This window comes from Chryseotalea sp. WA131a, assembly GCA_025370075.1.
Classification (GTDB): Bacteria; Bacteroidota; Bacteroidia; order Cytophagales; family Cyclobacteriaceae; genus ELB16-189.
Window position 1 is genome coordinate 3093677 of sequence record CP073016.1, and the last position, 20904, is coordinate 3114580.

Consider the following 20904-nt stretch of genomic DNA (forward strand, 5'->3'; position numbering starts at 1 on the left):
CACCAAATTTTTATTTATTGAGCAATGGAGTAGGAAACTGCAGACTAGATTATCCGGCAATCCCCCACGGGCTAAATAGTATCCATAAAAAGATAACACTGCCTATCAAAAGTAGTGTGAGCCAAAAATCAGTTGAGTAGCTTTCTCCTTTAACCGAAGGAGTTCGTTTATACGTTACCAATTTTAGTTGCTCTTCCGATTGTGCCGGTGCCGTGAAGCTCACAAGAATCAATATCGCACCGCAAATGAGAAACAGAAATAGTGCAAAATGCAAGAAGTTAATGCCTAGCATAAATTGAAGAAAACTTCCTTCCTCCACATGAATCATTCCCTCTTTTGCCAAGTATTCAGTTACTAATCGCGAAACGCCAATCACAAACCCTGCCCACAGCGAAACAATAGCTCCGCGCGCATTAATGCGTTTTATGAATAGACCCAACAAAAACACACAAGCGATAGGTGGAGAAATATATGCCTGAATGTTTTGCAAATAATGAAACATGCCCCCTCCCATCAGGGTTCTCATAAAAGGTATCCAACTTAAACTCACAATCACCAGCACGATGGTTGCAACCTGGCCCACCAATACCAATTGCTTTTCGGATGCTTGTGGCTTGAAGCGCTTATAAAAATCGATCGTGAATAATGTAGACGAAGAATTGAACGCAGATGATAGTGAACTCATCAAGGCAGCAAGTAGTGCAGCAATGGCTAGTCCTTTGATTCCCACAGGAAGCAACGCAGTGATCATAGCGGGCATGGCTTGATCAGCATTGTCCAACGAAAACGAAAGCAATCCTTTTTTAGCTAACGCGAAAGCAATGATGCCTGGCATTAAAAAAATAAATACAGGAAGAAGTTTTAGAAAGCCTGCAAACAAAGTACCCTTTCGTGCCTGACTAATATCCTTTGCCGACAATACCTTCTGAACGATAAACTGATCGGTACACCAATACCACACGCCCAGGATCGGAGCACCAAACAACATTCCTGTCCAAGGGTAATTTGTATCCGACACGAGCCGCCATAAGTTAAAAAATTGAGACACACTTGGACTGCCCGATTCTGAGTTTGCCACGGCAATGGTATGCGTCATCTCATTCCATCCACCCAATTGGTGCAACCCAAAAAACGTAACGGCAATTGTTCCTGCCAATAAAATGACCGTTTGAAGTAGATCGGTGTAAATAACGGCTGTCAATCCACCAAGTACCGTATACAATCCAGTTGACAGTACAATGATGATCGCGCCCGTCCAAAACGGAATTCCAAACATGTCGAAGATCAAGGCGCCTGAAAAAATGATAAGTGAAATTTTAGTAAGCACGTAAGCTAATATGGACACCACCGAGAGATACGTTCGCGCAGCAGGGGAGTACCGCATCTCTAAAAACTGGGGCATGGTGTACACACCTGTTTTGAGATAGAAGGGCACAAACACCCACCCTAAAATAATCAGCACCAACGAAGCTAGAATTTCAAACTGTGCATTGGGCATATCCGCTCGCGCCCCAGAGCCGGCAAGTCCCAAAATAATTTCAGAGCCAATGTTAGATGCAAAGAGCGCTGAGCCGATTACAATCCACCCCTCACTTTTTCCCGATAGAAAATAATCGGCAGATGCCGCCTCACTGTTGCTGTGCTTGCGCCTGAGGGTTGCCCACCGGGCAACGTAAAAGACAACTCCAAAATAGGCAAGTACAATAAAGATATCGAACGAACTCAGGTTTGTAATCATGTCGAAAAGTTTGGTGGCTATAAGTTAGGTAAAGATTAATTAGTTAAGTGCATGTGAGTACCGTTTTTTGAAATGCAGCGGGTTTTCCTTGGCATACTTGTTAAACGTTTTGTTGAAATACGACAAGTTGGTGAAGCCGCTCTCGAAGCAAGCTTCCGTTACGTTATTACCCCTCAACAATGATTTCTTGGCTTGGTTGACACGGTACTGATTTAAATATTCAGTAAACGTCATAGCAGTCATTCGCTTGAAGTACCGGCAGAAAGCAGCCATCGATAAACTACAAAGGCTCACTACTTCATTCACATCTATTTTCTCTTGATAATGTTCTTCTACATACCTGTAAATTCTTTTGATGCGCTGTTGCTCTTTCAAATTGTAGTTGTGTTCCACAGGTGAAATGTTGAGCACTTTACTTTCCGTGCTGGTGGCAAGCAGTTGAAAGATTTCTAACAATAAGATCCATTGCCGAAAGTGGTTCTGTTGCACCATCTCCTTTAATTTTTCGCCCACCATCCGTTTGGTTTCGCCATCGAACGCAATGGCTTTTCGCGCTTTTAAAAACAATGTTCGAATGTCCGAAAGTTCTGGTATATGATCGAGTGCTGCTTCCAGAAAATCCTCCTGCAATTGGATCACAATTTTTTCATATTCCGTACGAATACCGTAGTCAAAATTTAGATGGGGAATATTCGGCCCCATAAACACGAGATCACTACCGTTAAATAAAGAGATGTGATTACCAATATGCCGCGTGCCATCTGCCCCAGCGATAAAAATCAATTCATATTCCGGATGGTAATGCCAATAGAAAATCTCATTCAGTCGAGGATTTTTCAAAATCCTGAACGAGCTTCCCTCATCGGGTTTTACTTTTTCAAGTTTGATCTTCATACATCCTTTTTTTTGAGTTCGAATGTATCAAATTAATCAATACATTAACCCAAACATCAATGAAGAACAAAAAATGACAACTCCAGTGGAAATTTCTACCTGTAAGCAGGAATACATTTGACTTATAAAACAAGCACAATATGGAAAAGAACGAACCCGCTACAATGGCGCCCACCATGGCGCCTACTATGATCCCCAATCAGAATCATAAAGATATTCCTGGCAATCCTTCTACAGCTACTTCCAGTAAAATCAAATTAAGTGATCGCTCAAACGGTAAGCCCCTTCGGGTTTTATCAGAAGATGATTGGAAATTTTGGAAGCACAATGGCTACATCGTCATCAAAAATGCTGCACCAATAGAAAATTGTGAACGAATGGCTAAACTGCTTTGGGAGTTTGAAGAAAAAGATCCGAACGACCCATCAACTTGGTATGCGCCAGCACGTGCCGAAATGAAAATGAAGGAACTCACCAATACAGGTATGGTGGAAATCTACAATCACCAATATTTGTGGGACAATCGATCTGTGCAACGGATATACGATGCCTTTGTGGATATATGGGGAACAGAAAAACTTTGGGTAACCATCGATCGTGCGAATTTGAATTTACCGATACGACCCGGTTACGAGTATAAAGGGTTTATTCATTGGGATTATGATCCAGAAACAAAACCACAAAACGTGCAAGGGGTTTTGGCATTGGCAGATCAAACCGATGAAAATATGGGCGGCTTTCAGTGCATCCCGGAATTGTTTCGCACCTATGATACCTGGAAACTGACACAACCAGAAGACCGCGATCATTTCAAACCCGACACCACGGGATTTGAATTCGTTAAAGTAAAAATGGAAGCGGGCGATATGCTGATTTTCAACAGTGCACAACCTCATGGAATACGGCCAAACAACTCAGGCACAAAAGTGCGCATGGCACAATACATTTCCATGATGCCGGCTGAAGAGGACAACGATGGCATGCGCGAATGGCGTGTTAATTCATGGCGCAATCGAATTGCTCCAGAAGGTTATGCTTTTCCGGGTGATCCACGCAACTGGGAACAAACCAAATATCAACGTGCCGAACTCACTCCGCTCGGGAAAAAATTATTAGGACTCGAAAAGTGGTAAGATGAAACAACTTTTTTCAACGCTTAACAATGGCATTACTATGCCACTTTTAGGCTTAGGCGTTTACGACATGTATGGCCACGAAGCGGAGCAAGCCGTGACCAATGCCTTAGAAATAGGTTACCGCCTGATTGACACCGCTGCGATGTACAAAAATGAAACAGAGATTGGCAATGCGATTCGAAACAGCAATGTGCCCCGCAGCGAAATCTTTCTCACAACCAAGGTAGCCGATGGTGATCAGGGCTATGATCAAACCCTACGGGCATTTGACGCAAGCCATCAGAAACTGAATTGCGACTACATTGATTTGTACCTTGTACACTGGCCGATAAAGAAGACACGCAAGGACACTTGGAGAGCACTTGAAAAATTGTATGCCGAAAAAAGAGTGCGTGCCATCGGTGTAGCCAACTACCTTATCCCTTTTTTGCATGAGCTAGAAACGTATGGCAACATCGTTCCCGCTGTAGATCAAGTTGAGTTTAGTCCGTATTTATTTCTGGAAGACCTACTGAACGAATGCATGATAAAAAATGTGCAACTGCAAGCCTACACACCGCTGGTGCGTGGCCAGCGATTTAATGATCCAAAATTGATTGCTCTTGCAAATCAATACGAAAAAACCCCTGCCCAGATTATTTTGCGTTGGGCACTGCAGTTGGGTGTATCCACCATCCCAAAATCTTCTAACCTAAAAAGGCTAAAGGAGAATTTTGAGGTGTTTGATTTTACTATTTCAGATAAAGACATGAACAATATCAATGCTTTTCATGAAAACTTCAGAGTGGTAGATGATCCGATGGTGTTGTTGTAAGGAAGATCAATAATGCTAATAAATTTTCCCTTCATCCTTAGGAATCATGGCGTAAACACTGTCAGATGAGATGTTCCAAAGATGACTTGCCGTTAACCACCGTCAGGTTATATATTCACTTTTGATTTTAGCCTAGTATAAGGTATCCTTTTCCTTCAATGTAAGATGATGTCACCTTGCAAATAAGAGAGATTTACACAAAAGAAAATAAAAAGAAAAAAGCTGCTCTTCACAATTTAATTTTAGATTCACGCAAGATTTAAATATAAAAACACTTTATGATTCCTACACTTGCAAACAAAATATTTTTAATAGCTTCGTGCATGATAAAAAGACTCTGCTTTTCGTTTTGTTTAGGGATGACCACCCTGGTTGCCCAATCCCAAACCCTCGATAGCCTCGACATTAAGATTGGCCAAATGATTCTGATTGGCATTCCACATGCTAGTACTGACACGCTGGTGATGGAGGAAGTGCGCAACGGCCGCGTGGGCGCTATCATTTTGTTTGAAAAGAATGTGCCGAAAAAACCCAACGCTTTTGCAGATTTAAAAAAGATAATTTGGTCTTACAAAAAAGTGGCGCCCATACCGTTGTTTGTGGCCATTGATCAGGAAGGTGGAAAAGTAAACCGCCTAAAAGAAAAATACGGGTTTACACGCTCCATCACTGCGGCTGCAACGGGTAAATCAAGGTCTCAGGATTCGATTCGATTTTATGCAGATGCTACGGCCGCCACATTAGCAGGACTCGGCTTCAATATCAATTTTGGCCCAGTGGTTGATGTGGCGGTTGAGCCGACCAATCCCGCGATTGTTAAGAATGAACGTTCCTACTCTGCTAACGAAGACAGCGTGGCATTTTTTGCGAAAGAGTTTGTGAAAGAGCACCGCAAGTACGGGATAATTACTGTTTTAAAACATTTTCCCGGTCACGGCAGCTCCATGGCCGATACGCATTTTGGGATAGCAGACGTGACAAAAACGTGGAGCGAGCGCGAATTAAAACCCTATAAACTGCTGCTCGATTCTGGCTATGTGGATGCCGTGATGACGGCACATATTGTGAACAAAAACTTGGACAAAAACGGAAACCCGGGTACGCTTTCGCAAGACATCTTACAGGGCATTTTGTGCAATCAACTCGGCTACAAGGGCGTTGTATTTTCAGATGATATGCAAATGGAGGCCATTACCAAACAATATGGGTTTGAGCAATCTATCGTAATGGCCATCCAAGCAGGCGTGGACATTATGTGTTTTGCTAACAATGTGCCGGGCAGCCAAAAGAGAAAAGTAGATTTGATTTTTTCGGCTGTCAAAGATGCTGTGGCAAAAGGTGTGATTACACCCCAACGAATCGATGATTCTTACAAGCGAATTATGAAATTGAAAGGCGAATTAAACACGGACTATAAAACAGAGTATAAGAGATTGTTGGAGAAAGATCAATTGCATAATCGCTTAATGTTGCAGCAACTAAAAGCCGCGCGGCAGGAGATTAAATTATTGAACGAGCAAATCGCCTCACTTGACAAAAAGAAAAAGAAGAAGAAAAAGAACCAAACTTCAAATTAGTATGAGCAAGAACTTTGTAATTGTAATCTTAGCTATTCTTTGTGTTGGATTTTTCTTTTATGGATTGATTCAAAAAATAGAGGCAGAAAAGCAGGCAGAATTAGCCATTGCTCAAACCAAGATTGCAATGGAATGCGCAAGCATGATGCAGCAAAAAGATAAAGAGCTAACAAGTAGAAATGAACAACTTATGCATGCGCTGAATGAGGCTAGGATAGCAAGAGACAGAGAGCAAGAAAATCTTAAAAAAGCAAATGAGCTTTATGAGAAGACTGTAAAGAAAGCCGAACAAAGTAGAAAGTGAGTTCGATGGACAGCTTCAGAATTATCAAGCCATCTACAGAGTCTGTCCCAATTATTGTAAGTGTGCCCCATTGTGGCACTGCGTTTCCACCAGAATTAATTCATCAGTACAAACCTACTCTTTCCACAGCACCGGATGACACCGATTGGTTTGTCGATATGCTGTATGACTTTGCGCCAGCCTTGGGCATTACGATGATTACCGCTCATTATAGTCGGTGGGTAATCGACTTAAATCGCGATCCTGAAAGCAAACCATTGTATTCGGATGGAAGAATTATTACTGCCCTTTGTCCGGTCACCAATTTTTTAGGTGAATCCATTTACGTTGATAATCGAGAGGATATAGAATCAGATGAAGTTAGAAGAAGGGTAGAGCAATATTATTTGCCGTACCATCAAAAGCTTCAAGAACTTCTACAATCAACCAAAGAAAAATTTGGAAAGGTTTTATTGTGGGATTGTCACTCTATTCGGCAGTACGTTCCAACTATCCGAAAAGAAAAATTCCCTGATTTGATTTTAGGAGATGCAGATGAAACTTCGTGTGAATTAAAATTAATTGAATCAACAATTAATATCCTTTCATCTTCAGGCTACACCTTTCAGCACAACGACCCATTCAAAGGCGGATATATTACACGGCAGTACGGTAAGCCCAAACGTAATGAGCACGCTTTGCAATTGGAAATGAGCAAAGTCAATTACATGGACGATGCCGAGAAAAACTACCACCCCGAAAGGGCAGAGAAAATGAGGGGGTTGTTGAAAAGGAATTTTGAACAATTGATAGATCGATTAACGAATAACTAACCATATCTTAGCTACACATTCACAGTTTTTTTCAAATCTGTATCTGTGAATCTGTGGCAATAGTAAAACCATGCACTACTACCGATTTGATTCATTGCTCCAAAAAGAAGGCTGGCTTACACCTGCTTATGTTGGTGTTGATGCGAAAGGACTTATTACCTATCTCTCTGCAAATCCTCCAACAGAAGCCTTCGCATGCGAAAGCGTAAAAGGTTTTGCCTTGCCAGGATTTCAAAATGGTCACTCGCATGCCTTTCAATATGCCATGGCAGGGCTTGCAGAAAACCATCCTGCAGGCACAAGTGATGATTTTTGGACATGGCGAGAAGAAATGTACAAGTGCGCATTATCTGTTAACCCTGACCAAGCAGAACACATTGCTTCTATTTTATACGCGGAGATGGTGAGGCTTGGGTATACGCATGTGGCCGAGTTTCATTACCTGCATCATGATAAAGATGGAAAGCCGTATACTAATTTGGCAGAGATGGGGGAACGAATGCTGGCGGCTGCTAACCGGGCAGGAATAAAAATCACGCTGATTCCGGTCTTCTATCAAAAAGGAGGATTTGGACTTCCGCCCCAAGATCGGCAACGAAGGTTTATCTCTAAAACGGTTCAGGAGTATTTCAAACTCTTGGATGCTTCTGCGAATATTGTTAAAAAATATCCAGATGCTCGACTAGGCTTTAGTGTTCATTCATTGCGCGCGGTAGATTTGAATGACATCATTGCTACCTATCAACAAGGGCCTAAAGATATTCCGTTTCATTTGCATATAGCCGAACAGAAAAAAGAAGTGAGTGATTGCTTCAATTATTGCGGCAAACGCCCAATGCAATGGCTGTTAGAAAATTTGCCCGTTGACCGAAGATTTAATTTAGTTCACGCTACTCATTTGGATGACTCCGAATTAAATCAATTGGCAAAATCAGAAGCAACCGTTGTTTTGTGCCCATCAACGGAAGGCAACTTGGGCGATGGTATTTTTAGGATGAAGGAATTTGTAAAACAGGAAGGGCGATGGTGCATGGGCACCGATAGTCACATTGGCATTAATCCATTAGAAGAATTTCGAATGATTGACTACCGACAACGATTGGTTACCCATCAACGCAACACATTTGAAGGAGATGCAGCCCACTACATGGTGAATGAAGAAATTGAAAGTGGGCGCTTGGCAACAGGGGTAAAAGCATTTAACCATTTTGCCATTGGCCAACCACTCGATGCTGTGATCTACAATTCGCAATCACATTTGTTGGATAATTCTTCAGAAAAAAATCGATTGGCGACTATCGTTTTTACGGGCGATTCAAATAGAAATATCGGCACTTTGATAAATGGTAAATGGGTAGTGAAGAATGGCCATCACGTCAATGGAAGAATTATCAAGTATAATTTTGGGAAGGCTATGAACGAGTTGGCGAACCGTTAAGCCTTGATTCTTTATATTTGTACCAATGGAAACGCGAGAAGAGGTACTACGAAAAATAAATTGGGATTATACCTATACAGTAGAAGATCAAGAAAAACTGTTGGCTAGCCCAAGTCTATCTGACAAAAAGCATATTTATGTAAAGATCCTGCAAAGCGTTAGGTGGTACACCATAAAAAGTATTCTTAACGAGGATGAATTAAGAGAAGCATTGTCCCCAGAAGTTATTGGGGCTTTATTTCCTCCGGCCCTCCGTGAAAAATACCATTATGCACGAAAGGTTCTATTTGGATAAACTTTATCCGCTTCAAGACCAAATACTAAACCTTCTCTCACGAGTAGAAAGTGATTTCTATTTGACAGGTGGTACAGCTCTTAGTCGACATTACTTAAATCACCGCTTTTCAGATGACCTTGATTTCTTTTTTAATCGTTCTGTAAATTTTAAAAGGGATACCCAACAAGTGTATAGGCACAAAACCCTTTGGAGAAATATCTACATCTCCCCCACCTGCTTTTTCACCATCACCATATCAATGCCTTTGTCTTTAATCATCTTGTTAAGGTTATCGACATTGGTGTTGATTAATGACTTGAGCTTTTGCAATTCGGCATCGATTTTTTGAGTTAGCTCTTCGCGTACCTTTTCACCTTGCTCCGTTGGCCTAAAATCTCCACCACCTTGCTCGGTTAGTAGATGGGCCAAACGATTGTTGAGCTTAATGCCATAGTTGAGCGGATCTTGCACTCTTTTGTTTTTGGTTTGGTGAATGTTGTTTTCAGAAATGGTCAACTCGTCTTCAAATTTTTTAAGTGTCTGATTCAATTCCTGAAACGAAGGGTCTTGCCCAATTTTGTTTTTCACATACCCCAAATCCTCTTTTATCTTTCGGATGTCGATCACGCCTTGATTGGCTTCGCTTACTTTGTCGCGCACTTTTATCAAGAAATTGAATTGAGCTGCAAAATCTTCTGCAGTGGTTGCAATACGCGGGTCTTTCAAAATTTCAAAGTCTTGTTCTTGCGATTGACCCCCAACCGTTAAACGAACTTTGTATTTGCCGGGCACGGCTTTAGGCCCCAAATTTGGTGAACCGTAAAACACCATTCCCGGAAAGGTTTTAAAACCTGCATAACGCAAGTCCCACACAAAACGATTGCCTCCTGTTTTTACTGCAAGCTGCTCGGATTTTTCTTTTGCTTTGCTGCTGAATGTTTTGATAACATCACCATCTGCCTCCAAAAATTCCAATTTCACTTCTTGTTTGTCATCTACGGCTTTCAAATAATAATGTACCAACACTCCGCCAGGTCTATTTTCACCCTCGCCTTTGCGTTGCTCGCGATAACCACCCTGACTGGGCGAGCGATACGTGTTCATCGGTTTGAACAATATACTTTCTCGACTGGATATGCTGGCCACCACTTGATGCAGCGGGGTGAGGTCATCAATCATCCAAAAGCTTCTGCCGTGCGTAGCCGCAATTAAATTATCGTCTTTCACCGCTAAGTCAGCAACGGGAACGGGCGGAAGATTCAGTTGAAACTTATTCCAGTTCGAGCCATCATCAAATGAAATCCACATTCCTTTTTCAGTCCCTGCATACAAAAGACCTTGTCGCTTGGGGTCCGCTCGAACCACCCGCAGAAATTCTTCTTTGGGGATGCCGGCAGTAATGACTGTCCAAGTTTTTCCGTAGTCAGTAGTTTTGTAGGCGTACGGTGTGTAGTCGCCAAACTTGTAAGAAGTAGCTACAGCATACGCTCCGCCTTTTATAAATGGATTCACATCGATGCTGTTCCACATATTGTACTTGGGCGATTGTGGAGGTGTTACATTTTTCCAATTCTTTCCGCCATCGGTGGTTACGTGCACTAGCCCATCATCGGAGCCTGTCCAAATTTCGTCTTTGGTGTAAGGTGATTCGGCAATCACAAAAATATTCGCGTAGTACTCAGCACCCGTATTGTCTTGCGTGATGGGGCCACCAGAAGATTTGATCGTTTCAGGTTCTCCGCGCGTCAAGTCAGGGCTAATGACTTCCCAACTTTGTCCGCCATTAGTGGTTGAATGCAAATGATTGGAACCCGCAAATAACTTTTTAGAGTCGTGCTTGCTGAATACCAACGGATAGTTCCAATTGAAACGATACTTCATTACCTCCACACCGGACCCCGCTGGCAAATCGGGCCACACATTGGTGCTGCGCTCTTGGCCATTGTCCAAATTTTGCATGCTCATGTAGCCCTTGTAATCACTTCCGTAAATGATGTTATGATTCAACGGGTCGGGTGCTAAGTGCGCACTTTCCCCAATGGAAAGGGCCGTCCAATCTTTGCTGCCAATCGAAGCACCATCGGTGCGATGTGGAATGCGTACACTGGTGTTGTCTTGCTGGGCGCCTAAAATGTTGTAAGGAAAAGCATTGTCGGTAGTAACGCGGTAAAACTGTGCCGTTGGCTGGTTGTGATAGCTAGTCCAATTCTGTCCACCATCATTCGAAATCTGTGCGCCCCCATCATCGGCAATGGCCATGCGGCTATTGTTGTTCGGGTCTATCCACAGATCGTGATGATCGCCATGCGGTGCATCTTTTAACTCAAAAGTTTTGCCCCCATCTTTTGAAACACCGTAGCTTACGTTCATCACCCACACCTTGTCTTCGTTTTGTGTATCGGCATAAATACGGCAATAGTACCACGCCCGCTGCAACAAGGCCCGATCTTGATTGATGCGCCCCCATGTTTTTCCGGCATCATCCGAGCGATACACTCCGGGTGCTTCCGTGTTTTCAATAATGGCCCAAACGCGGTTCGAATTTTTTGGAGAAACGGTTACACCAATGATTCCGTTCATGCCCTTTGGCATGCCAGGTTTATCAGAAAGATTTTCCCACGTATCGCCACCATCGCTGCTTTTCCATAGTTTAGAATCGGGGCCACCACTATCCATGCGATAGCCATTGCGCTTCATATTCCAAGTAGCGGCATACAAAATTCTTGGATTGTTTGGATCCATCACCAAGTCGCCCGCCATTGCTGTTTCGTTAATGTATAAAACTTTTTTCCATGTGGAGCCGCCATCCACACTTTTGAACACACCACGCATTTCATTGGGTTTCCACAAATTTCCCATCGCGGCTACGTAGACTACATCAGAATTTTTAGGATGGATGCGAATGCGTGAAATATGACGAGAGTCGGCAAGACCTATGTGTTTCCACGATGCACCCGCATCGGTTGATTTCCAAACACCCCAGCCAGACGATACATTATTGCGCAAGGTTTGCTCACCTTCGCCCACATAAATTACATTAGGGTCTGATTCTGCAACCGCCACCGCACCAATGGTTCCACCAAAATAATTGTCGGTAATGTTCTCCCATGTTTGCCCCGCATCGTTGGTACGCCACACGCCACCGCCCACTGTGCCGAAATAATATAAATTGGGGTTGTCCGGCACACCGGTAACGGTGCACGACCGCCCTCCACGATAGGGCCCCACTTCGCGCCAGCGAATGCCCGAGTAGAGTGAAGGATCAATGGAGCCAGCGGTAGTTGGAGTCGGTTGTTTCTTCTGTGCGAAAAGTGAAAAAGAAAGAACAGAAAGCAGAAGGATGAAAAGTTTTCTCATGGCATAGTTAATAACAAACGAGTTACTAAATTTTTGCCAGAGAATAAAAGCGACTTATGTAATCGGTAGAATAAATCTTAATGACTTATCTTTTCTATGATTGAACGGAAAAGACCAATCTCCAAATCGTGGAACAAACCGTTTTTGTCATTTTTGAAATGATAGTTGGATGATAATTTTACGATGACCACATCTTTGTCGGGATCTATATAAATGAACTGGTCGTAGATACCCTGTGCATCAAACTCATCTTCTCCACCGAATGGGATCCACCATTGAAAGCCATACCCATCTTTGCGGTCGGCCGAATTTCGTTTGCCCGGCATCACGTGGGGGGCATCGGGTGTAACGGATGCGCGCACCCACGCTTCGGGTACAATTTGTTTGCCCTGCCACCTTCCCGAATCTAAAAACAACTGACCTACTTTTGCATAATCTTTTGCCGTGCAGTTTAGTCCGCCCAGTGCAAACTCCATTCCTGTTTTGTCAACTATCCAAAACGCTTCATCTTCGGCACCTATTTTTGACCACAGCTTTTCCTTCATGTAGTCGGTGATCGATTGGCCAGTCGCCTTTACCAAAATCATTCCCAGCACCTGCGTGTCGATGCTCACATAATGATTGTAGGTGCCGGGTTGGCGCGCGCGCTTTAACCGTTTTGCAAAATCACTCATTGGCATGCCCAATGCAAAATACCTTCCCATCACGTTGATGTCAGAATTAAAATCGCCATAGTCTTCGTTAAACCCAACACCCGATGACATTTGCAGTACATCTTTAATGCGCACACCATCATAACCTGTTCCTTTAAACTCTGGCAAGTAATCCGTTACGGTTTGTTCAATGCTTTTGATTTTTCCTTCTTCAAGGGCAATACCGAAGAGGGCGGATACCACAGATTTGGCCATCGACCAAGATATGTGATGATCGCCAGCTGTAAACCCATTGCCATAGTATTCGTACAAAATAGAATCGTGACGAATGATTAGCAATGCATCGGTCAATGTGAAATCCAAAAAGGCTTGAGTTGTGATTGATGAATCTCGGGCGTTGAATTTTTCGGGCAACGAGATTTGATTTTTCGCTGACAGAAAATTGAAAGAAGTGGCTGGTTTAGGAACTACATTCACGTTAAAAATTTTATGGATGGATTTGAAATTGTATGAAATCTCATCTTTCTCAAAAAAGGTAAGCACTTTATAAAGTTGGTAGGCTTCTTGGCGGTAGAACAACAAGACCACAATCGCCAACAGGGATATTAGTCCAACAAATGCAATTAAAGTTCTTTTCAAAAGCTTCATAAAATTGGGTTAAGAACCCGAAGGTAATGAGTTTGGGGTTTTATCAAAAACATTGGCCGTCCGCAGGCGGTCAGTTTTATCCGCTAATGCACAGTCTTCACTAGAGAAGATCATGTTTCAGACTTCCTACAAGTGATTTTTTAAATGGTATTGAAATTGTAAAACCTTTAAGTTGGCCGATCCATCCTCACTAAAAACCTATGCTCAAAAGTTACCTACTTATTGCCATTCGCAGCCTTCGCAGAAACAAGCTCCACGCAAGTATCAATATCATTGGCCTAGCAATTGGAATGGCATGCTGCATTTTGATAACACTCTTTGTTCAGTTTGAATTGAACTATGATCGGCATAACAAAGATGCCGACCGAATCTACCGCATGGCCATTGGCTTGGAAGCCAACACGTGGGCGATTTCGGCATTTCCCATTGGGCGTTTGCTAAAAGATAACTTTCCCGAGGTAGAAAAATTTACACGCATAAAGCCGAGTGAAATCTTTGTGCGCAATTCTGCTAACGAAATCAAGAACAAAGAGAAAGTTTTCTTTGCTGATTCTTCGGTATTTGATGTGTTGGATATCAAACTAGTTAAAGGAGATCCCGCCACGGCTTTGGCTGAAATCAATTCCATGGTGCTAACACAAGAAAAAGCGCGCTCTTTTTTTGGTAACGAAGACCCCATGGGCAAAACGCTTACTCTACTCAACGATAAAAAAGAATACAAGATTACGGGCATATTCGAACCACTTCCATCCAACTCTCATGTGCATATCCAGATGATGGTATCGTCTGATAACATGGGGCCGATGCGAGCCGATGCAAAAGATGGTTGGAACTATTTGACTAACCACTATACTTATTTGGTTCTTCCAAAAGGCATCGATCATCAAGCATTTGCCAAAAAGATTTCAGCCTTTATGGACAAGTACCAAGAAATAAAGCCGGGTGATCGCCCCAGCGATATTCGCTTACAACCACTCACCGCCATTCATCTTCACTCTAATTTAGGCCTAGAAGTGGAGGCCAATGGAAGTTTGAATACAGTTTACATTATGTCGGCCGTGGCGTTTTTTATTTTGATAATCGCCTGCATCAACTTTATGAACTTGACCACCGCACAATCGCTCAAGCGTGCTCGTGAAGTGGGCATCCGCAAAGTGGTGGGCAGCAAGAAATCGCAATTGGTGTTTCAGTTTTTGAGCGAATCAGTAGTGATTAGTTTTGTTTCACTGGTGCTGGCCATTTTTCTTTTATTCGTGGTTGTACCAAAGTTCAACGAGCTATCAGGCAAAGAAATTGTTTTCAATCCTCTTCAAAATGGTTTTGCGTGGTTGCTGTTTGCTACCATTACTTTTTTTGTGGGTGTTTTGGCGGGCACGTATCCAGCCTTCTTTCTATCCAGTTTTAAACCAACCCTTGTGCTCAAGGGAAATTTTGTGAGCAACCTAAAAGGGCAATTGATGCGAAAGGGCTTAGTAGTTTTTCAGTTCGCGATTGCTTTTGTGATCATGGTAGGTACGTACATCATCTACTCACAACTCGATTTCATGCTCAACAAAAATATGGGTTTTGATCGCGAGCAAACGGTGGTGATCCGGCTTCCACAAGATAGCATTGGCGACCTTACTCTTAAGAACGAAGTGCTACAGTTGGCGGGTGTGCAAGCGGTTACCCGTATGGGTGAAATCCCTGGAAAGATGGTATGGACAAGTGGATTCTGGTACGAGGGTGCCCCCGAGAATAAAGCTGAAAATCTTTATCACTTCTCAGGTGATGTGGATTTGTTGAAAACCATGAATATGAAAATGAAGGTGGGTAATTATTTTGCTCCTGATACGAAGCAATTTGGAAAAGAGTTTGTGATCAATGAAACGGCAGCCAAACATTTCGGTTGGAAGCCTGAGGAGGCCATTGGTAAACTCATGAACTTTGGAGAAAGAGGTCAAGACCCAGGAAAGATAATTGGCGTGATGGAAGATTTTCACTTTAAACATTTGCATGATAAGATTGACCCTTTGATCATGTATACGTCTCCTCATTACGAAGGCCAGTTTATGGCGATAAAAATACGATCATCCAATATAAAAGACATGGTCGCTTCCATTGAAAAGACATGGAAGGCCACGGTGCCCAATTACGAGTTTGAATACCAATTTTTGGATGAAACATTTGACAAATTGTTTGATCAAGAAAAAAGATTGGGCCAATTATTTGGTGTTTTTTCTGGCCTCGCAATTTTTGTTTCTTGCTTGGGCTTGTTTGGGTTGGCTTCCTTTACAATGGAACAAAACAAAAAATCAGTTGCCGTGCGAAAAGTGTTGGGTGCCTCAGTCGGCAACATTGTGGTGATGATGTCCAAAGACTTTTTAACATTAGTGTTGATCGGATTAGTGATCGCAGCACCTATCGCCTATTTCGCGATGGACAAATGGCTTAATGGCTTTGCCTACAATGTAGGCTTTACGTGGGTGGTGTTTGCCTATGCTGCCTTGGCAGGAGCAATTGTAGCTTTTGGCACGGTGAGCTACCATTCTTTGAAGGCGGCTACATCAAACCCAGTGAATTCTTTGAAAGAGCAGTGATAACTTACTATATTCTGACTAAGTATTTGGTCTACACCTTTCGGTGAATCCGTGGCAACCACCACTCCAACTACTTAAATCATCCCGGCAACGTAAACAAATCAAATTGCTCTTGAATGGAAATTGTGTCAGGCACCAAATGTGTTACGAACCATTCGGTTTTGTAAAAAACAATCAACAGGTAAAGGATCGGGATGGCCGAGAAGAAAAATAGCAACGTCAACGAATTTTTGGGATAGCTTTTGCTCAGCACCACCTTTTATCACAGAATTGAGATTATCATCAAATCCTTGCAGGTTTTATGAAGAAAAATCCGTAATTACGTTCTCCTAATCTCTAAACTATGCAACGACTAGCTTTAATTTTCATCGCTTTCGCGATCTGTATTTCTTCTTTTGCCCAGAAGAAAACCACTACCACCCAACCCGCTCCTAAACTGGAGGCCGATTTATTTAAAGGCATTAAATGGCGCAACATAGGCCCCGGCCGGGGCGGTCGTGCCAATACCATTGCCGGCCATCCTACCGATGACAATGTGTACTTTGTTGGCTACACAGGCGGAGGGGTTTGGAAAACGGAAGATGCGGGCATTGTCTGGAAAAACGTATCGGATGGATTTTTTAAAGTAGGCTCAATGGGAGACATCGCTATCAGCGAAAGCGACCCGAATGTGATTTATGTAGGCACGGGTGAACATGCCGTGCGTGGTGTGATGACTTCGTATGGTGATGGCGTTTACAAATCGACCGATGGAGGAAAATCGTGGAAGAATATCGGCTTGGAAAAAACACGCCATATTTCAGATGTGGTGGTGCATCCGATGAATTCGGATGTAGTGTTAGTGGCAGCACAAGGCCCTGTGCACGGTGCAAGCCCCGACCGTGGAGTTTATAAATCAATCGATGGCGGTACAACCTGGAAGAAGACTTTATTTGTAGACGATAACACAGGCATCAGTAGTTTGAGCATGGACATGACCAACCCACGCATTCTATATGCTGCCACTTGGCCGCACAGACGCTACCCTTGGAAAGTAGAAAGCGGACCAACTTCAGCCATTTGGAAATCGACCGATGGGGGAGAAACGTGGAATAAAATAATGGAAGGCTTGCCCAAAGAAATGGGAAAAATTGGCGTGTCGGTTTCGCGGGCGAATCCCAATCGTGTGTACGCAATCATTGAAGCCGAAAAATCGAAGGCTGGTTTATACCGCAGCGATGACGGTGGAAAAAAGTGGACACAACTTTCGAGCGACAACAATATCACCGCACGGTCGTGGTACTATATGGAAGTTTTTGCCGACCCGATCAATGAAGACATCGTCTATGTGCTCAACGCGCCTATGACTCGTTCCATTGATGGTGGAAAAACCTTTCAAGTAGTGGGGGTAGGGCATGGCGACACACATGATTTGTGGATCAACCCAAAGAAGAATACGAACATTGCACTGGCCGATGATGGCGGAGGCGAAATTACATTTAACTCCGGCAAGACATGGTCAACACTCGGCAACCAACCCACCGCACAATTTTATCGTGTAAATGTGGACAATCGTTTCCCCTATTGGGTGTATGGAGGTCAACAAGACAATACCTCGGTAATGATTAAGAGTCGAACCAACAGCATGGGCATCACAGAGAAAGATTGGGTGAACGGCCCTGGTTGCGAGAGTGCCTACATCGCATTTGACAATCCAAATAATCCCCAGTTATTTTATGGTGGATGCTATCAAGGCCAAGTGGATGTGTTGGATTCACGCACGGACGAAACCAAAGACTTGATGGAGTACCCGGCCACCAATTTGGCGTATGCGCCAAAGAAAATGAAGTATCGTTTCAATTGGAATGCACCGCTCGTCAATTCACCGCACGATGCAAAAACATTATACCACGCGGCCAATGTTTTGTTCAAGTCAACCAACGGTGGCCTTAGCTGGGAAAAAATCAGTGGTGACTTAACACGCAACGATAGCACCAAACAAGATTACAGTGGCGGCCCCATTACCAACGAAGGTGCCGGTGGCGAAAATTACAATACCATTTACTATGTGATTGAATCGCCACATGAAAAAGGATTGATTTATACAGGGAGTGATTGTGGATTGGTGCATTTCACCAAAGATGGTGGCAAGACTTGGCAAAACGTTACACCTGCAGGTTTACCCGAGGGCATGATTCACTCTATTGAGGTTTCCCCGCACGAGAAAGGCACGGTGTATATTTCAGCTTCGCGCTATAAGTTCAACGATTATTCAAATATGAGCTACAAATCGGTTGACTATGGAAAGACATGGACGAAAATTGGCAATGGCATTGAGACGGATGATTTCATCAAAGTAATCCGTGAAGACAAAAAAGTAAAAGATATTTTGTATGCTGGGGCGGAACGTGGCTTCTATGTTTCCTTCAATGGAGGAACCAATTGGAGCAAGTTGCAATTGAATTTTCCGGTAGTGCCGATTACCGATTTGATTATGCACGAAAATGATTTGGTGGCTGCTACGGCAGGCCGTGCGTTTTGGATTTTAGATGACTTAAGTCCAATACAGCAATCGAAAGGTGAATTGAACGGCCTCGTAAAAATTTACGCACCCAAACCCACTATCCGCCTCACAAGTTTTTCACCCGAATGGATGGTGCCCCCTCCCGGCACAGGACAAAATCCGATGAACGGTGTCATTCTCACCTACCACCTAAAAGAAAAAGCAGACACCAGCAAAGTGAGTTTAGAGATTTTGGATATGAGCGGGAATGTGATTCGAAAATATTCCAACAAAAAGGATGAGAGTATAAAACCTTTTCCGGGCGGTGCCCCTGCATCTCCTGTCATTCCTGCAGAAGCGGGCATGAACCGATTTGGGTGGGATTTTAAAACCGAAGCTTTACCGGATGTGCAAGGGGTGTATGTATATGGCGATTTAGCTGGGCATCGGGTGGCTCCCGGTCGTTACAAAGCACGCATCAAGTTTAAAAACGAAAGCTCAGAGACGGAGTTTGATTTAGTAGCCGATCCTAATCTGGTAAACGTAACGGCTGCCGATTGGAGCGCTCAACAGCAAGTGATTCAGCAAGCCGAAGATGGTTTGCGCGATATTCACAACTCAGTGAACAACATGCGCAAAGTAAAAAAGCAAATTGAAGGCTATAACGAGTTGTTGAAAAACGATCCCAATGCAAAAGAGCTAATCAATACAGGCAAAGAAATTATGAAAAAACTAGAAAAGTGGGAGAAGGAATTAATTGAACCGCGCTCTAAGAATTTCCAGGATGTGATCAATTTTGAGAACAAGCTAAACTCAGAGTTTTTGCAGATCAAATCCGCAGCCGACACACACGATCCGCGTGTAACGCAAGGTGTACGCGATCGATTAGGCGATATTCAAATCGACTGGATAAAGCAAAAGAATTTCATGAACGAGGTAATCAACAAAGACATCAGCAACTACAACAAAACCTTTAAGGACAAAAATTTGCCAGCACTGATTACGGAGTTGAAAGAGACGGTGATTAGTAACTAGTGATAAGTTAAATGTATTATGACGTCATTTAAAAAGTAGGCAGTAGGCAGTCACCAGTAGGCAGTCACCGCCAGTCCTATAATGCACACTGTATCCTGCCCACTGCCGACTTTATAGCCCCGTACGCCAAAGTACAGTTAACATAACACTAGTGGTTGATACAAACTTGAAAAGCACCTTGACCCAAAAAATCAAGGTGCTTTTTTATTTCAAGGTTTCTGCTATACCAGTTTTATAGTCGGTGGCCATCAGATTGAAGGCTTTTTCAATCTTAGTGCTGTCGAAGATATAGTCGTTTTCGTATTGATACATCATTTCTACAAACTCTTTCAATACTGGCACAAACAAACCAATCAACTTCACACCAAATTTTGGGAGTACCTGTAGCTTGTACGGTTTATTCTTGTATTCGCAAGCTAAGCGCACAAATTGCTCGCCCGTAATTTTTTCTTTGCTGGTGAGGGCATGCCATATCTGATTATAAGCAGAAGGTGTGTTCGCTAAAATGGCAACACTCTTTCCAGCATCGGGCGTGTAGGTGAAGGTGTGAATCTTTTTAGGGTCGCCAATCCATTGAGAAGTTTTTCCAACTTTCAATTTTTCACTAACGGTGGAATGTAAAATACTGAGCAGCGCATTGGGGCCGTAGAAATCCGCTCCGCGCACAATCATAGCATCGAGGTTTTTTGCTTTCGATTCATCCATCAACATGGTGGCAATCTTGGCGCGCACCTCCCCTTTCTTACTGATGGGGTTGTAAGGAGTCTCCTCCGCCATCACACCATTTACAAATCCATACGGGTATACGTTGTCAAAAAACACCAACTTGCTATTGTGTTTCTTGCACGCATCAATCACATTCTTCATTAACTTCGGCCATTGCTCTTGCCAAAGTGAAGTTTTGTAGGGAAGACCTGCTACCAAATAAACAATTTCACTTCCAGCTACTGCCTTTTCGGTTTGCTCGTGGTTGAGGAGGTCGGCCGAAAAGGTTTCATCGGTGATGTTGACCGCCTTGGGATTGCGGCTAACTTGCCGAATTTTGCTGGTGTACTGAGGCAGGTGTTTGGAGAGTTCTGTGGCAATAACTCCGTTGGCTCCGAGGATGGTTTGCATAGATGGATGATTTGGTTATAAAGTTAGTCGATTGCATCTCATTT

At 43.2% G+C, this 20904-nt stretch carries 15 protein-coding genes; 9 read left to right on the forward strand and 6 right to left on the reverse strand.

Going from position 1 to position 20904, the window contains the following annotated elements:
* Positions 1 to 49: 49 nt before the first annotated feature.
* Positions 50 to 1738 (reverse strand): sodium/solute symporter, encoded by a 1689-nt coding sequence (locus KA713_14225; GenBank protein UXE65621.1) that lies wholly within the window; start codon positions 1736 to 1738, stop codon positions 50 to 52.
* Positions 1739 to 1777: 39 nt separating this feature from the next.
* Positions 1778 to 2632 (reverse strand): helix-turn-helix domain-containing protein, encoded by an 855-nt coding sequence (locus KA713_14230; GenBank protein ID UXE65622.1) that lies wholly within the window; start codon positions 2630 to 2632, stop codon positions 1778 to 1780.
* 164 nt (positions 2633 to 2796) lie between these two features.
* Here KA713_14230 and KA713_14235 point away from each other — a divergent pair, with 164 nt between their 5' ends.
* From KA713_14235 to KA713_14265, 7 genes are all read left to right on the forward strand, one after another.
* Entirely contained in the window at positions 2797 to 3765 is a 969-nt protein-coding gene (locus KA713_14235) for a phytanoyl-CoA dioxygenase family protein (protein ID UXE69139.1), read from the forward strand.
* A gap of 1 nt (position 3766) precedes the next feature.
* Positions 3767 to 4582, forward strand: a complete 816-nt coding sequence (locus tag KA713_14240; protein ID UXE65623.1) for an aldo/keto reductase — start codon at positions 3767 to 3769, stop codon at positions 4580 to 4582.
* A 326-nt stretch (positions 4583 to 4908) separates the two neighbouring features.
* Complete coding sequence (locus KA713_14245; GenBank protein ID UXE69140.1) at positions 4909 to 6159, forward strand: glycoside hydrolase family 3 protein; 1251 nt, start codon at positions 4909 to 4911, stop codon at positions 6157 to 6159.
* Between the two features lies 1 nt (position 6160).
* Positions 6161 to 6463 carry a hypothetical protein gene (locus KA713_14250; GenBank protein UXE65624.1) on the forward strand — a complete coding sequence of 101 codons (303 nt, stop codon included), beginning with the start codon at positions 6161 to 6163 and terminating at the stop codon, positions 6461 to 6463.
* A gap of 5 nt (positions 6464 to 6468) precedes the next feature.
* Positions 6469 to 7275 (forward strand): N-formylglutamate amidohydrolase, encoded by an 807-nt coding sequence (locus KA713_14255; GenBank protein UXE65625.1) that lies wholly within the window; start codon positions 6469 to 6471, stop codon positions 7273 to 7275.
* 70 nt (positions 7276 to 7345) lie between these two features.
* A complete protein-coding gene (hutF, locus tag KA713_14260) occupies positions 7346 to 8713 on the forward strand; it encodes a formimidoylglutamate deiminase (GenBank protein UXE65626.1) in 1368 nt (455 codons plus the stop codon).
* Between the two features lie 25 nt (positions 8714 to 8738).
* Positions 8739 to 9008, forward strand: coding sequence for a hypothetical protein (locus tag KA713_14265; GenBank protein UXE65627.1), 270 nt, complete (start codon positions 8739 to 8741; stop codon positions 9006 to 9008).
* 201 nt (positions 9009 to 9209) lie between these two features.
* On the opposite strand, the gene KA713_14270 is transcribed toward KA713_14265, so the two are convergent.
* Positions 9210 to 12347 carry a glycosyl hydrolase gene (locus KA713_14270; GenBank protein UXE65628.1) on the reverse strand — a complete coding sequence of 1046 codons (3138 nt, stop codon included), beginning with the start codon at positions 12345 to 12347 and terminating at the stop codon, positions 9210 to 9212.
* Between the two features lie 77 nt (positions 12348 to 12424).
* A complete protein-coding gene (locus KA713_14275) occupies positions 12425 to 13648 on the reverse strand; it encodes a serine hydrolase (protein UXE65629.1) in 1224 nt (407 codons plus the stop codon).
* A 200-nt stretch (positions 13649 to 13848) separates the two neighbouring features.
* Between KA713_14275 and KA713_14280 the strand changes: the two genes are divergently transcribed.
* Positions 13849 to 16227, forward strand: a complete 2379-nt coding sequence (locus KA713_14280) for an ABC transporter permease (protein ID UXE65630.1) — start codon at positions 13849 to 13851, stop codon at positions 16225 to 16227.
* A 79-nt stretch (positions 16228 to 16306) separates the two neighbouring features.
* Here KA713_14280 and KA713_14285 read toward each other — a convergent pair whose 3' ends face one another.
* On the reverse strand, positions 16307 to 16483 hold the full coding sequence (locus KA713_14285) for a hypothetical protein (GenBank protein UXE65631.1): 177 nt from the start codon (positions 16481 to 16483) through the stop codon (positions 16307 to 16309).
* An 87-nt stretch (positions 16484 to 16570) separates the two neighbouring features.
* Between KA713_14285 and KA713_14290 the strand changes: the two genes are divergently transcribed.
* Positions 16571 to 19744: a glycosyl hydrolase gene (locus KA713_14290; GenBank protein UXE65632.1), complete on the forward strand. Its 3174-nt coding sequence runs from the start codon at positions 16571 to 16573 to the stop codon at positions 19742 to 19744.
* 204 nt (positions 19745 to 19948) lie between these two features.
* Here the strand turns inward: KA713_14290 and KA713_14295 are convergent, their stop codons facing one another.
* Positions 19949 to 20860, reverse strand: coding sequence for an NAD-dependent epimerase/dehydratase family protein (locus KA713_14295; protein ID UXE65633.1), 912 nt, complete (start codon positions 20858 to 20860; stop codon positions 19949 to 19951).
* Positions 20861 to 20904: the final 44 nt, after the last annotated feature.